General features: G+C 50.7%; 12 protein-coding genes. 5 read left to right on the forward strand and 7 right to left on the reverse strand.

The genetic code is table 11. The features are described 5' to 3' along the window. The first annotated feature begins 282 nt into the window (after nucleotides 1–282). From IKQ95_03345 to IKQ95_03355, 3 genes are read left to right on the forward strand one after another with little or no spacing between them, the layout of a single operon-like run. Nucleotides 283–555, forward strand: coding sequence for a cation:dicarboxylase symporter family transporter (locus IKQ95_03345; protein ID MBR4195729.1), 273 nt, complete (start codon nucleotides 283–285; stop codon nucleotides 553–555). Then, entirely contained in the window at nucleotides 473–1000 is a 528-nt protein-coding gene (locus IKQ95_03350) for a cation:dicarboxylase symporter family transporter (protein MBR4195730.1), read from the forward strand. Before IKQ95_03345 ends, IKQ95_03350 begins: the two co-directional genes overlap by 83 nt. Beyond that, on the forward strand, nucleotides 960–1172 hold the full coding sequence (locus tag IKQ95_03355; GenBank protein ID MBR4195731.1) for a cation:dicarboxylase symporter family transporter: 213 nt from the start codon (nucleotides 960–962) through the stop codon (nucleotides 1170–1172). Before IKQ95_03350 ends, IKQ95_03355 begins: the two co-directional genes overlap by 41 nt. Here IKQ95_03355 and IKQ95_03360 read toward each other — a convergent pair. Then, nucleotides 1094–1414 (reverse strand): DUF4422 domain-containing protein, encoded by a 321-nt coding sequence (locus IKQ95_03360; protein ID MBR4195732.1) that lies wholly within the window; start codon nucleotides 1412–1414, stop codon nucleotides 1094–1096. The two genes, IKQ95_03355 and IKQ95_03360, sit on opposite strands and share 79 nt — an antisense overlap. A gap of 14 nt (nucleotides 1415–1428) precedes the next feature. Next, nucleotides 1429–1833, reverse strand: a complete 405-nt coding sequence (locus IKQ95_03365) for a C_GCAxxG_C_C family protein (GenBank protein ID MBR4195733.1) — start codon at nucleotides 1831–1833, stop codon at nucleotides 1429–1431. An 88-nt stretch (nucleotides 1834–1921) separates the two neighbouring features. On the opposite strand from IKQ95_03365, the gene IKQ95_03370 reads away from it, so the two are divergent. Next, nucleotides 1922–2731, forward strand: coding sequence for a purine-nucleoside phosphorylase (locus tag IKQ95_03370; GenBank protein ID MBR4195734.1), 810 nt, complete (start codon nucleotides 1922–1924; stop codon nucleotides 2729–2731). Nucleotides 2732–2748: 17 nt separating this feature from the next. Continuing rightward, nucleotides 2749–4581 carry a glutamine--fructose-6-phosphate transaminase (isomerizing) gene (glmS, locus tag IKQ95_03375; protein ID MBR4195735.1) on the forward strand — a complete coding sequence of 611 codons (1833 nt, stop codon included), beginning with the start codon at nucleotides 2749–2751 and terminating at the stop codon, nucleotides 4579–4581. A gap of 69 nt (nucleotides 4582–4650) precedes the next feature. On the opposite strand, the gene IKQ95_03380 is transcribed toward glmS, so the two are convergent. The 5 genes from IKQ95_03380 to IKQ95_03400 form a co-directional block, all read right to left on the reverse strand. Next, nucleotides 4651–7389, reverse strand: a complete 2739-nt coding sequence (locus IKQ95_03380; protein MBR4195736.1) for a DUF3459 domain-containing protein — start codon at nucleotides 7387–7389, stop codon at nucleotides 4651–4653. A gap of 16 nt (nucleotides 7390–7405) precedes the next feature. Beyond that, complete coding sequence (gene pgsA, locus IKQ95_03385; protein ID MBR4195737.1) at nucleotides 7406–7963, reverse strand: CDP-diacylglycerol--glycerol-3-phosphate 3-phosphatidyltransferase; 558 nt, start codon at nucleotides 7961–7963, stop codon at nucleotides 7406–7408. A gap of 39 nt (nucleotides 7964–8002) precedes the next feature. Beyond that, complete coding sequence (locus IKQ95_03390; protein MBR4195738.1) at nucleotides 8003–8881, reverse strand: DnaJ domain-containing protein; 879 nt, start codon at nucleotides 8879–8881, stop codon at nucleotides 8003–8005. Nucleotides 8882–8986: 105 nt separating this feature from the next. Then, entirely contained in the window at nucleotides 8987–13609 is a 4623-nt protein-coding gene (locus IKQ95_03395; protein MBR4195739.1) for a hypothetical protein, read from the reverse strand. A 2-nt stretch (nucleotides 13610–13611) separates the two neighbouring features. Then, nucleotides 13612–14924 (reverse strand): hypothetical protein (locus IKQ95_03400; protein ID MBR4195740.1); only part of this gene is annotated, 1313 nt, incomplete at its 5' end.

Consider the following 14924-nt stretch of genomic DNA (forward strand, 5'->3'; position numbering starts at 1 on the left):
GCCTCCCCTGCGCAAGGGGAGGTGGCCGAAGGCCGGAGGGGTCGCAACATCGCACAAGGGGAGGGAGCGCAACCCTACAAAAGAGCAGGGGGTAGAGGGGTCGCAGTGGTCAAAAACTTACTACAAGGAGGAATAATACATTATGGGATATATATTCAAGCCGTGGCGTAACTGGAGTCTCTTCACGCGGATAATGATAGGCTTTGTGCTGGGAATTGCTGTCGGATTAATCGGGGGCCGGGCGCGAAAGTCCTTAACCCGCTGGGAACAATTCTGACTCGTTTGCTGACAATGGTAGTCGCTCCGTTAGTGCTGTGCCTTCTCGTTTGCGCGGCGGCTGATGTCGGCGACGGTAAGAAGCTCGGCAGAATGGGCGTGAAAACGGTCGTGTGCTTCCTCGTGTCAACTGCTGTGGCAATCGTTCTCGGTCTCGTAACGTCAAACATAATCGGAGTCGGGGACTGGCGTAACGATTCAGCAGACTGTAACTCAGACGGCTACAACCGCCAAAGAAGTCTCAATGCTCGATACCCTCATCAACATAATACCGAATAACCCGTTCGAGGCTCTCGCCAAACAGAACTTGTTGCAGATAATTTTCTTTGCGCTCATGCTTGGATTTGCGTTAATGAAAATCGGTGAGCCTGTGAAGCCCTTGCTTGACATTTTCCGGGCGGGTCAGGAGGCAATGAAGGAAATCACAAATATCGTTCTTGAGTTCACACCCTACGGCGTATTCGGACTGATGGCCAACGTTGTCGGCTCAAACGGCCCGGAGATTCTCATACCCTACATTAAGGCAATCGCGGCCATGTACATAGCCGGAGCGATATATGTTATTGTCGTTCAGGCGGGCTTGATGGTCGGCGTAATCGGGCGGGTGAGTCCTCTGTGTTTCCTGCGCGAGATGAAAGAGTCTATGGCGTTCGTGTTCGCGACATGCTCAAGCGTTTGCGACAATTCCGCTCAACCTGAAATGCACAAAGAATATCGGCGTTGATGATGACACAGCAAATTTCGTGATACCTTTCGGGGCGGTCATGAACATGAACGGGACAGCGATATATGAGGCTGTAGCGGTTGTGTTCACGGCTCAAATTTTCGCGATAGATTTATCGTTCACACAGCAGGTTATGATTATGCTTACATACGTTGTGCCGAGTTTGCGATGACCTGCGAAATACCTCGAATAATGCACTAACCCTATGTAGTCGCAGGATAAATTCTTCCACGCCCAATAAAGCCCGGTAAGCTCGCAGTACATTGGATTTTTCGCGCTGATGTTGTCCCCGGTGCTGTCAGGCGTGAACCCTATCGGGGCTTTTCCCTCAGCTCCGACATGCACGGGAAAATATATCGGGTCTGAAGGGACATCAAATTTCCTGTGGCAGGCTACAAGTATTTTTATATCCATCGTTCTCTCTATATTTATATTTCTGCGGCATCAGGCCAGTTTTCGAGAATTGATACTGCATTCCTCACACAGTCATCGCACGAACATAATATTTTGCCCGTCCCAACGCCCTTAATTTCGCGGCATATTGACCCCCCGCACATCTCCGTAAAACGCCTGTGAAGCTCTTTTGCGTCCTCGCGTATAGGTTTGCCGTGATATTTCGTTAGGCCAAGTATCATTTCAGCACCGCACAATGCACCGCATGTAGCCTCCATTCCGCCCATGCCGAGACCGAAACCCGCCCCGATTCTCTTCAGGACTTCCTCAGAAATTCCCGCCTCTTCACTGAATACACATGCCACCGCCTGACAGCAGTTATAATGCGCGTCTCCCTTCCTGTTTTTGAGTTCGACAGCTCGCGCTTGCTTCTCCGTCATTCTCATCATCTCCATACTTTTGATTGCCCCTAATTGTATCACGCAAATGTGCTAGAATACCCAAAATAATCCCAAAGGAGTGCTGATTTTGACGCAATATGATTATGATGACGCTTTAGACGCTCTCGGATACATTCAGAAATTTATACCGTTTAAGCCCCTCACCGCTGTTGTGTCAGGCTCAGGGCTTAATGAAATTGCCGCGCTAATAAATGACCCAGTAACAATAAACACAGATGACATTCCGAACTGGCCGGCCTCTACTGCTCCCGGTCATGCTGGGAAAATCATCGCAGGCCACATTCACGGAAGGCCGTCATTATTGCTTCAGGGGCGCGTTCACTGCTACGAGGGCTACAGCATGAAGGCCGTTACTTTCCCGACAAGAGTACTCGCTATGATGGGAGTGAAAGAATATATAGCGACAAACGCCGCAGGAGCCGTAAATACTTCATATACTCCCGGCGAAATTATAGCTGTCTCAGATCACATTAATTTGATGGGCGGAAACCCTTTGACGGGTCAGAACGATACGCGGTGGAATGAACGCTTCCCCGACATGACAAACGCATATGATACAGGAATGCTTGAGATACTCAGGGCGATGGGACTTAGGACAGGAATATACGCCGCTATGAGCGGGCCGACTTTCGAGACACCCGCAGAAATCAGAATGCTGCGTACTCTCGGTGCTGATGTCGTAGGGATGTCCACTGTCCCGGAAGTTATCACGGCTCATGCTATGGGCTTGAGGGTTGCTGTCTTGTCGTGCGCCGCTAACATGGCCGCAGGTGTTGACATCAATCACACGCTCACAGCGCAGGAAGTTCTTGACGCTATGAAAGTTTGTGTGCCGAGGCTTTCAGGTATAATAGCGGAACTAATCAAAAGGCTTTAAGGAGGGGTTATATTTACATGTGCGGGATATTAGGATATTCAGGAAAAAGACAGGCAAGCGGCATTCTTCTGGCAGGGCTTGCGCGTCTCGAATACAGAGGCTATGACAGCGCAGGAATTGCCGTTCTTGAGGGCGGTAAAATAAAAGTCGCAAAAAATAAAGGCCGTCTCAAAGTTCTTGAGGACAGAATTAATGCAGGCGAGGAAGTGTCCGGCACCTGCGGAATTGGCCATACTCGCTGGGCTACTCACGGCGAACCGTCCGATGTCAACGCACATCCGCTGTGGAGTGATGATAAGGCGGTCGTTGCGGTGCATAATGGTATCGTCGAAAACTACAGGGAAATACGCGAATTTCTCGGCAAACATGGCTACACATTCTACTCTCAGACAGATACAGAAGCCGCCGTTAAGCTCATAGATTATTACTACAAGCAGGAGAAATCTCCCCTCAAAGCCATTACACGCGCTGTCAAAGACATTGAAGGCTCGTACTGCTTTGTGATACTTTTCCGGGACTGCCCCGGAGAAGTATGGGGTGCAAGAAAAGATTTACCGCTCATCGCAGGACAGGGAAAAGATGAGTCATTCCTCGCGTCAGACGTTTCCGCAATTCTCCATGATACACGGGATGTTTACTATCTCGACAACATGGAGATTGTACAGCTCAAAGGCAGGGATGTCAGATTCTTTGACGCAGAAGGCTACGCGACATACAAGGAAACTACCGCTGTTACTTGGGACGCTAACGCCGCTGAAAAAGGCGGGTTTGAACACTTCATGATGAAGGAAATTCATGAACAGTCAAGAGCCGTAAAAGACACTTTCGGGAGCGTATACCATTCGGGGAAAATTGACCTGTCCGAAAAAGGGCTGACCGATGACGCAATAAAAGCTGTCTCGCAGATATATATCATTGCCTGCGGAAGTGCATATCATGCAGGGGCGGTCGCTCAGTACGTCATTGAAGACCTCGCAAAAATTCCCGTCAGAATTGAATTAGCGTCAGAGTTCCGATACAGGCATATGCCGATGGACAAAAACGCGCTGGCACTCATCATTTCACAGTCGGGCGAAACTGCCGACACTCTCGCGGCCATGAGACTGGCTAAGAATAACGGCATTAAAACGCTGGGCATCGTCAACGTTGTCGGAAGCACTATCGCAAGGGAAGCCGACTCCGTATTCTACACTATGGCAGGCCCCGAAATAGCAGTAGCAACAACAAAAGCATACTCCGCACAGCTCATCGCATGTTACGCGCTGGCGGTCAAATTCGCTCACGTAAGAGGAGTAATTGATGACGCAGAATGTGAAAGGCTCATCACCGAAATACAGAGACTGCCGGAAAAGATTGACGAAATTTTAGACAGCAAGGACAAACTTGCGCTCATCGCAGGCAGGTTTGTGAACGCAAGAAACGCCTTCTATCTCGGACGAAATATCGATTACGCCATAGCAATGGAGGGCAGCCTCAAAATGAAGGAAATCAGCTACCTTCACTCGGAAGCCATCGCCGCAGGAGAAATGAAGCACGGCCCTATCAGCCTCATTGAACGCGGTATGCTCGTCGCAGGCATTATGACGCAGAAGGATTTAGCACTCAAGACCGCAAGCAATCTTCTTGAAGCAAAAAGCAGGGGCGGGTTCATTCTCGTGATTTCTACAAGGGAATGCGATGCACTGAAAGATGAGGCTGATTACGTTTTTCACATTCCTGAGACTGATACACACTTCACCGCAAGCCTCAGCGTTGTCCCTCTTCAGCTCATGGGCTACTATGTCGCAGCAGCAAGAAAGTTAGACGTTGACAAACCGAGAAATCTCGCAAAAAGCGTTACTGTTGAATAGTGCGCTATATTGCTTTCCGCATGATATTTACATCCTCCGGCATTTACTCAGGCCGGGGGATTTTCTTTCTCACTCATATATTCTCGCCTCAAGAGGGGCTAACGTCTCAGGGGAATTATTATTCTCACTGCTTAGGAGGATTTTACGGTCTCGCAAAGTTTCAGGGACTTTCACAGCGTCAGCAGAAAAATTCACCGCAGTAATTATTTCACGGCCATCATATTCACGGACAAACGCGAAAATCTCCTCACTGTCAGCAAAAATTTCACGGTAATCCCCTAGCGTCAAAACAGGATTATCCCGCCTCATTCCCGAAAGTGTCCTGTACCATGACAACACTGATGAAGGGTCTGCGGCTTCGGTCTGTGCGTTCACTGTGATGTAGTTCGGGTTGACGGGAAGCCAAGAGTCGCCGGACGTAAATCCCGCATTCTTGCCTGATGTCCACTGTATTGGCGTTCGCGCATTGTCGCGGGTGAAGTACCGCACAAACTTCATGGCCTCATCGGGCGTAAATCCTTCCTTCAGGGCTAAATCATACTGTCCCCGCGTCTGTATGTCGTCTATCTCCGATATATTATGCCACGGGTAATTTGTCATCCCTAGCTCCTGACCCTGATATATAAACGGCGTTCCCCGCAGTGTCAGCAATATCGCTCCAAGACATTTTGCCGCCTTCACCGGGTCTGCGCCTTCAGGGAAAAAATGATTTACGCTCCGCGGCTGGTCGTGGTTCTCGAAAAATATAGGATACCAACCGTTATGTGCTGTCGCGGTCTGGCTTGAAGTTATTGCGCGTTTTAGGTCGGTCAGCTTCCATTCCACAGGATGACACCATATTTCAGCGTCATTTAGCGGCAGGGTTACGTGCGAAAACTCAAAGAGCATATCAAATACCCCGTTTTCACCAACCCACATAGGCAACTCATCAGAGGATACCCCGTTCGCTTCACCTACCGTAAATATGTCTTGGCCGTCTCTCACTTCCCGCTTGAACTCGTGAAGAAAGTCAAGTATCCCGGGAGTGTTCGCCGTCATCGTGTGGATGTTCACTGTTCCATCTTCCGCGTCAGGCTTGCCGTCAGCAAAAATTGAAGGCTTCTTTATGTAGGTGATTGCGTCTATTCGGAAACCTCCTACACCTTTCGACAGCCAAAATTTTGCCGCGTCATATAGTGCTTGGCGGACAGCAGGATTTTCCCAGTTCAAATCGGGCTGTTCGGGGGCGAATGTGTGAAGATAGTACTGCCCGCGTTCGGGGACATATTCCCACGCAGAACCGCCGAATATACTGCGCCAGTTTGTAGGGGGTGCGCCGTCTGCTTTAGGGTCTCGCCATATGAACCAGTCGGATTTAGGATTGTCCCGCGATTGTCTCGACTGCTGAAACCAGGCGTGTTTGTCGGAGCAGTGATTGAACACCAAATCCATCACTATACGGATACCGCGTTTCCCGGCCTCACGGATTAAGTCGTCAAAGTCTGACATCGTACCAAACATTTCACCGATTGAGGTATAGTCCGAAATGTCGTAGCCGTTATCTATCATAGGCGAGGGGTATATAGGGGTCAGCCATACTGCATTTACGCCGAGGGCTTGGAGGTAGGGCAATTTTGACACTATGCCGGGTATGTCGCCCGTTCCTGTACCTGTCGTATCACAAAAACTTTTCGGGTACACTTCGTAGACTGCTCCCGTTTGCCACCATTTTAAGGACAGTTTTCGCTTCAATCTCATTATTCGCCTCACGCTCTCGTCTATTCGCGTCTCGGATATTCTGCCTGTCTCCACCGCGTTCATTACTCCGTCAAAGGCTTCCCGGTAATCATATGGCATAAGGATTATATCATTGCCTGCCTCGATTGCCCGTATTGCCGCCTCCGATGAGCTGTAATGATTGCTTATCGCTCCCATCTTCAGCGCGTCCGTGATTATTACTCCGTCATAGCCTAGTTCACCGCGCAATTTCCCAGTAACAATTTCACGAGAAAGGCTCGCAGGCACTTTTTCACCCGTAACATTCTCAAGCGTTATATGTGCTGTCATCACTGTGTCCGCTTTGCTCAGGTTGTCGCGGAATGGGATTATTTCACATGTCAAAAGCTCGTCCCACGTCTTATATACTGACACTTTATCGTCGTGCGTGTCTGCTGTCGTGTCGCCGTGCCCGGGAAAATGCTTCAGGCTCCCGGCTATATTATGCTCGTGAAGGCCGTCAATATATTCTCCGGCAAGCCGCGAAACTGTTTCAGGGTCAGCACTGAACGCACGCGCACCAATCACTATATTGTCGGGATTGCTGTTGATGTCGGCAACGGGCGCGAAATTCAGGTTGAACCCGTATTCCTTCAGGTAGGAAGCTATGTATGAGGCTGTCTGCTTTACACGGCCTGTGCGGGCAATGTCTGACATACTTTTGAAGCGGCGCAGGGCGGAGAAGGCTTTGTGATTGGCAAGACGCGCTATCTGTCCGCCCTCCTCGTCAACCGCCATTATTGCAGGAACTTTTCCGAGAGACTTCAATTCATTCGCAAACCTCTTCAACTGTGAAGGACTGTCAATATTCTTGCGGAAAAGTATAAATCCTCCGGCAGGGTATTGCCTCATTAAGCGGCGCATTTCGGGGGAGACTTTTTTCACGCCGTATTTGTTATTGTCGTCGATTTGCTCAGGAGTTAATGACGGGTCAAGATGGTCGGGCCGTATCACAAATAACTGTCCGACTTTCTCCCGCAGGGTCATTTCTCCCGCTATGGACGGCGATACTGTCATCATCACAATCATCATCAACGCAAAAATCACTGTCATAGTCTCGTCCCTCTATCTATCCCGTTATTATATGGCTTCCCTTTATCAGATAGTCCATTCCGCTCCACACTGTCAATATCATCGCTACCCACATCAGCAACATTCCGCCGGGGATATTCAGTATCAGCATTACGAGCGCGATTATCTGACATACTGTCTTCAGCTTTCCTCCCTTTGAGGCCGCTATCACTACTCCTTCAGCCGCCGCAACTAAACGCAGTCCCGTAACAATAAATTCCCGCGTTATTATTACCATAGCAATCCACGCAGGAAGCCGCCCTAACTCTATCAGCGCAAGCATCGCCGAAATCACGAGTACTTTGTCCGCAAGGGGGTCAATGAATTTTCCCAATGTCGTAACGAGCTTATAGCGTCGGGCTATGTAACCGTCAAAAGCGTCTGTGATTGACGCAACTATAAACACTCCAGCGGCAAGAACATCACCGTAGCTCACATCCGGCACTCCCGGCACAGGCTTATCGATCCTCAATGACAGGAACAGAAGCACAAGGGGCGCGAGGAATACACGTATAAGGCTCAAAGTATTTGGCACGTTAAAGATATTTGACTTCACATTAATCACTCCCGTATTTTGCCGAGAATTATAATATCTTTAGCCCTCATCCGCTATCTTTCGCCACAATTCGCGCTGACGTTCGGTAATATGCCGCGGGATTTCTATTTTCACACGCACATACATGTCCCCGCTTGAGCCGTCCCGTCTGGGAAGACCTTTGCCCCTTAGCCTTAGCTTTTGCCCGTCCTGTATCCCGGGAGGCATCTTTACGACAAGTTCCCCGCTCAGACCGTCAACAGATATATCTTTGCCCAATACCGCGTCATAAACCGGGACAGTAATTTCCCGCGTAATGTCATAGCCGCCCGACTGAATCTCATACCCCGCTTCAGGTGCTATATGTATAGTCAGGTGCAAATCTCCGCCCCTCTCAGACTTTCCGCGCAGTGTCAGCTTTGTGCCGTCGGTTATTCCTTTGGGCAGATTGACATTCATTGTCCGAGTTCCGATCCTGAGCTTGTATGTTCCCCCGCGAATAATGTCCGAAAGCGAGAGCGTCAAATCAGCCTCGGAGTCGCGTGTCATTGGACGGCCATGCGAGGACGAATGCCCGAAAATATCGCCAAGCCCGCCAAAGCCCGCACCGCCCCCGAACAATGTCTGAAAGAAGTCGCTGAAGTCGCCGCCAAATTCTACACGCTGATACCCTCCTGATGACTCCCAGCCCGGCGGAGGCGTGAAATCCTGCCCCTGCTGCCAGTTCATTCCGAGAGCGTCATATTTCGCCCGCTTGTCTTTGTCCTTCAGTACCTCGTATGCCTCGTTAATCTCTTTGTATTTATCCTCTGCCCCGGCCTGCTTGTTTATGTCGGGATGATACTGCTTGGCAAGTTTTCTGTATGCCTTGCGGATTTCGTCTGTCTTTGCGTCCCGCGATACTCCCAGAATTTTATAGTAGTCTTTATACTGCAACATTAATCACTCCTCTGTCTTTGCTGACTAATTTTAACCTTAGCGCGATATTTTGCAACTGTCAGCAAAAAAAAGAGCCTCCCATTTCTGAGAAGCTCCCGTGAAAATTTAACGCTTTCGCCGGAATATCAATGCCGCGATTATCGGGACAAGGCTGAAAGCATTACAGCCACCGCCCCCGCCTGATGTAGGCTGAGTACCCTTTTCGGTGCCTGTTTCGGTATTCGTCTGCGTCTGTTCGGATTCGGTGTTCGTGTGCTGAGACGTTCCGAGACGGTCTGCCATAATCATAGAGCCTGAAATTTTGCCGTCTGAGCCGTTACCGTCAGGCACTATGAGTATATTGTCCACAATCTGCGGGCCGTCATTGCCCGATGATGACGCAAGACCGCTCACAGAAGCCGCCGTTACATTCGCAAGATAGGCCGTAAGCTGTGCCGATAATCCGCCGTCAGCCGTCTTTGTCAGGCTCAATACACCCGACCGCATAGCCTCTGATGCCTTAACACCAACGCCGCCTATCACAGGCCATGAGCTTGACACTCCGCGAAAATCTATCCTCAGTGTGTCAAAAATTGCGTCCCCTAAAGCACCGTCTAGCGTCCTTCCTGTCATATCATAGCCCAGTTTCCCGCGCAGGTCTCCGCTGCTAAACGTCCATGTGAATGTCAAAGGAAGCAAATCTCCCGCATTACGCCCCGTAACATTCACTTCAACGCCCGCTTTGCCTGACGTAAGACCGTAGCCGTCTGAAGCCGTGTATGATGTCGTCTTCCCTAATGTCATTGTTTCGGTAGATAGCTGAGACGCTGAAACCTGCGACGGAGTAACGCCCGCCCATATTGACGAGAATGCCGCCTGAAATGCTGAGGATGTTACAGCCGATGAGGAAGCATTAGACAGCTGAAGAAGTATGTCGTACTCTGTCATGTCATCCGCGTAACCCTGAAGGTAATTGGCAAGCTCCGTGCTGGTGTTGAGGTAACTTGCTGTGTATTCCGTTACCCGTATCGGCTTGCTGTCGCTTAACTGCTCGCCGGATAAATTTCCGCGCACTGTCGTTACGGTGATGGTTACGTACGTATTTCCAGGCGTGAAACTCAGCACAGTAATATCCCCGGTGTTCTCGTCTATCCTGATGATGTTGGGCTTGTCGGATGTCCATGTTACCGGCTCTTCTCCCGTTCCCGTTCCGCCTAATGCCGTTCGCCCGTTCGTGTAATATACCCGCGCTACAAGGCTTGCAGTTTGTCCGACACGCCGCAGATTGTTGGGTATTCCGCTGATTTCCACGCTCGATATTGTGTAGGGCGACTCATCAGGCGAGGTTATCGTTATGCGCGTAAAGTCATAGAAACATGCGCCTATGTCAAGATTGATTTCCGCACTGTCTGACACTCGGCTTACTCCGCGCTCGTCTGTGTTCGGGAAACTCGTCCGCCGCGAATACGGTATTATGTTCGTGGCTCTGTCCTCAAGCGGAAGCGTAGACTGCTCATTAAGCATGAGGGTAAGAAGTTTTTCCGTGTCGCCCGTTCTGCTGCTCCCTATGAACGGGGGAATGCTGTCCGCTGAAGTCATCGACGGAGGAACGTTTATGGACAAAATATTATCCTGAAAGAATGTAGACCTGTTCCAGCCCTTTGAAGGGTACGATGTCCTGTCAGTGTCGTTTCGTGCCTCTGCGTAGAAGTTTGTTACGCCTGAGCCTGTGCCGTAAACGCCTATGCGGTTATAGCCCCCTGAAGTAATGCTGCCGTCAGACCAAATATCATATACTCCGCCAGCATTGCCGACAGCTAATGTCCCCGCAAGATTTACCGTACCGCCCTCAACGTAAATAGCTCCCCCGCCGTAACGCGATGAGTTCTCCGTGAATGTGCATGACAATACCCGCGTAAGCCCCTCGCAGTTTACGGAAAGACCGCCCCCGCCTGATGTCATTTTCTGCGTCTCATCGTCAGGAGCAGAGCCGTCATTCAGCGTGTTGCCGTAAAATGTGCAGTTCTCTATACGGTTCGGGGCAGTCTGATTTGAGGACGTATTGAGATAAACGCCGCCGCCCTTGCCCTCATTGCCGGATAAATCGATGTGGTTCTTCGCGAACGTACAGGCCGTAATCGTTGCCCTCACCGCCGCGATATACATAGCTCCTCCGTTGCCCCCCGAATTTCCGCCGAGTGTACCGTTGTCCGTCAACATTGAGCTGGCCATCGTGAAAGAAGCATTACTCCCGTTCATCTGGTCATAATATATCGCGCCCCCGTCCATGAATGCGGTGTTTGCGGTGAATGAGCTTAGGCTGACGGAGATAACGCCCTGCGCGTAAATTGCACCGCCGTCAAGATATTCGCTTGTGTTGTTGCGGAAAGTGGAGCTGATGATTGACGATGTGCAATTGTTGCGGAGAATTACCGCGCCCCCGTTGCCGTTATGAGCAGTGTTGTGATGGAAGTATGAGTTACGGATTGTTATTGTTGCGTCTTCAGCGTAGACAGCTCCCCCGCCCTGTGAAGCCTTGTTGTATGAGAATGTAGCGTTGCTGATGGAGGCCGTCCCACTCTTGTAGACATAAATAGCACCCCCGCCCGTGTTTGATGAGCCTGTGCTTTGATTGGGACTTCCATCCGCGCCAAAGTTCGCCGAGTTTACGTATACTTCTTTCGCCCAGATTGCCCCGCCGCTTCCGTTTGTGGCTGACTGATTCATGATTGCACATTCGTTGACGGTAACAGACCCCGAATATGACGCGGCCAATCCCCCGCCTAAACCCGCCGAGTTGTTGACGGTGATGGAGCGTGAGCCGTTATAGCCCCGAATAGTGATGTCGCCCGAATAGTTCACGATCGCCCCGCCGTGATAACGCGCCGTGTTGGTGCCAATGAAGCGGTAATCTTTCGCTGTGCCTATTACGGCGTTTGATGATGTCTGTGCGTAAATTGCGCCTCCGTTGCCCGCTGTAGGCCAGTCAACAATAGGGGAAGGCGTTACGGGCAGAGGCATTCCGGCTGTATTGCGGTCAAAAGACACAACCCCGTCCGGAAGCTGCAGCGCGTCTGCAATCCATATAGCTCCGCCGTTACCGTTTCGGGCGTTGTTTGACGTGAAGGAAATCCCCGGAGCTGTGATAATGTTGCAGTTAGCCTCGGCGTAAATCCCTCCGCCTGAAGTGAGAGCGTCATTGTTGGCGAAAGTTGTCGGCTCTGACGCAGTAATGTTGAAGTTAGTCGTGTTCCGTGCGTTTGCCATGTAAATGCCCCCGCCGTAATTAGCGGTGTTGTTGTGAATGTTTATCTCTGAGGCAAAATTGAGGGTGCTACCTCCGGCCATGAAGAACGCACCGCCCCTGCCTGCCTCGGCAACATTCGCGCTGATGTCGGGAGAAGTTGCGCTGATGGTTACGGTAGACCTTCCCGCGAGATAGAACGCTCCGCCGTCGCCTGCTGTCGCTTCATTCGCCGTGAACGCTATATTTTCGCCTGTTATGTTTACGGTTGCACCTGCCCCTGCGTAGACTGCGCCGCCGCCTGAAGAGCTGTCTTCCGAGACAGTATTACCCGTGAAAGCAATCCCGCTCCCTGAAAGATTGAGAGTTCCTGACGCGATATAGACCGCTCCGCCTGACTCTGTCGCAACATTTTCCGTGAACTGTGTCTGAGAGCCTGAGAATGTCGCTGTTCCTGAGACGATATAGACTGCTCCGCCGTAAGCGGCTGTGTTAGGTGATGAGTCTGAGATTGTGTTGAATGTTACAGTAGTGCCGACGGTAAGCCCTGATGACGAGTAGACCGCCCCGCCGAAATTTGTCGCAGAATTGCCCGTGAATGACGAGTACAGCAATGACAGTGTACCGCCAGTGAGTGAGACTGCGCCCCCGTTGTATGACGTATTGCCGGAAAACGCGCTTGACCCCGACACCGCGACCGTACCGCCCGTAATGCTCAATGCCCCGCCGTAGTCAGCCGCTTCATTTGTGGAGAAAGTCGCGCCCGTGATGTTGACTGTACCGCCTGAGACTGAGACCGCTCCGCCCCGTGATGACGCATAGCAGTTTGAGAAAGTCGGAGCCGTCATAGTAACCGTTCCGCCTGAGATTGAGACAGCCCCGCCATTTGAGGAAGTATCGCAGGCCGTGAAAGTACAGCGTGTGAAAGTTGCAGTGCCGTCCGAGACAGCAACGCCCCCGCCTGAATTGCTCCCGTTGAACGTAATCCCGCTGAATGTTACAGTGCCGGAAGAGTTATCTGCAACGAAATGCCGTCCCGGTGCAGTGATGGTTCTAGTTGCGGTGAAAGTAATATCGGTGAGCGAGGAATAGTCCGACAAAGTAACCGCCGCGGCGATATTGCTGATTTCGATTGACACGGCGATGCTAGAGGCGATTGGCTGTGCCTGAAGCGAGCTGTCATATGTAATGTCGTAGCTGTCCTGATGATGATAGTAATATCCCCTGTAATAGCTCTCGATAAAAGCCTGCGGATTTTCCGCAAACTCTAGGGCGGATTGAATTGTTGCGAATGTGTAATTTGTCCCTGACAATGCCGGGAATTTTACTTCACCTTTTTGGAACTGCTCTATTTCCTCGTCCCCGCTCATGACTGCGGGAGTAAACTCGCTGACAACATCGGGCGATGTGATGTAGTCAGTGCCTGTTACGTGAAGTGTAACGTCAGCCGCCCATGTAGCATTTGTGAATATGAGAAAGAACGCCAGCGCAAGAAATTTCCTCATGATTACTGCCTCCTTCTTCTAGTGAAAATGAACATGGCCGCAAGAATAATCCCCTGAGAGAGCATGTAGCACCCACCGCCGCCGCCGGAAGCTCCTGAAGTACCCTGAGTGCCCTGCGTGTTTGTGGTGTTTGAATGTGTCGGATTATCCTGCCATCCTGCCGGAGCGATGAAGAAGGTCATGTTCCAATTGTTGTCGCGTGTGCCGTCTCTGACAATGATGTAATTATTCTGCTGTGAAATGGAGTTGTCCGGGACGATGGACAATTCCGGCCTGCTGCCGTCTCTAGTGCCGTCCATGAGCATGACAATGAAGCTGACTGTCAGCACACCGCTGTAATTATCCTGAGTGAGCCTTCCGCGTTCCTCGTCAAGAAATACTTTCACAAGCTCGCTGTAATATCCTTTGTCTTTAAGCTCCTGCGTCATGTTCCAAACGTTATTTTCACCTGCTCTGAGATAGATGTCGTATTTGTTCGCAAACATTTCCTCAATTCTGCCAGTGTTGCGCCAAACTTTGAGCATTTCGTTCCACCAAGCATTATCGTTGACGAGTGTAACGGGAATGTTGAATGTGATGTGAAGGGGTAACATACCTTCCGAGTTAGAGCTTCTTAGGCCGGAGGGGATATTCTGCTCAACGGTGAAATACTGTAAAACGTCATCGGCTATTACATCTCGTTTGATTGAGCTTGCGGAGAATATATAGCTTGACGGAGCGGAGACGGTGCCGGAGCTGTTTGTTATCCTTGCGACATCATCATAGAAGGTAGTGCTTGCTGTTCTCGGCTGAAACGCGGTAACCTCAAATAGATTGAAGCGTCCCTCAGAAGCGGGATAGCGGTATGTTTCGCCGAGCCTTTTGCCGAAAAGTATGCGGTGATTGAGGCTCAAATCGTAGTCTCCGTAGTCGGGAGTGTCGACTGGGAAAACGTGAATGGGAGTTTTGTTGTACTCGTTTACGTTGTAGCGTCTGTTGTAGACGGTAACGAGGCCGGGAGCAATATTGCTTTCGGCGGCCAAGAGGAACGAGCGCGGAATATTGGTAGTCCCCTGCGGTCTGAATATGTCAAACTTCCATGCGTCCGGGGGGATAGTGCCTGCGGTGCTGTCGGGGTATCTGACTGCGTAGCGGTAGGCTGTATTGTTTGCGATTTCGGTAGTGAGCCAGTATTCAATCCGTGCGTTGTCTGTGTTGAGGTCGTCAACGGGAATGAACACCCACTGATTTCCGCCTGTAGTGATGGATTGCGTCATAGTCCAAGTAGCGCGGTTATAGGCGATAATATTTCCGTCCGCGCCGGAGCTGTCTCGCA

This window comes from Synergistaceae bacterium, from assembly GCA_017540085.1.
Classification (GTDB): domain Bacteria; phylum Synergistota; class Synergistia; order Synergistales; family Aminobacteriaceae; genus JAFUXM01.

What these genes read in the sequence shown, in the direction of transcription:
- IKQ95_03360 (MBR4195732.1), bottom strand. Translation starts at nt 1,414, where the DNA reads ATGGATATAAAAATACTTGTAGCCTGCCACAGGAAATTTGATGTCCCT.
- IKQ95_03365 (MBR4195733.1), bottom strand. Translation starts at nt 1,833, where the DNA reads ATGACGGAGAAGCAAGCGCGAGCTGTCGAACTCAAAAACAGGAAGGGA.
- glmS (MBR4195735.1), top strand. Translation starts at nt 2,749, where the DNA reads ATGTGCGGGATATTAGGATATTCAGGAAAAAGACAGGCAAGCGGCATT.
- IKQ95_03380 (MBR4195736.1), bottom strand. Translation starts at nt 7,389, where the DNA reads ATGACAGTGATTTTTGCGTTGATGATGATTGTGATGATGACAGTATCG.
- IKQ95_03390 (MBR4195738.1), bottom strand. Translation starts at nt 8,881, where the DNA reads ATGTTGCAGTATAAAGACTACTATAAAATTCTGGGAGTATCGCGGGAC.
- IKQ95_03395 (MBR4195739.1), bottom strand. Translation starts at nt 13,609, where the DNA reads ATGAGGAAATTTCTTGCGCTGGCGTTCTTTCTCATATTCACAAATGCT.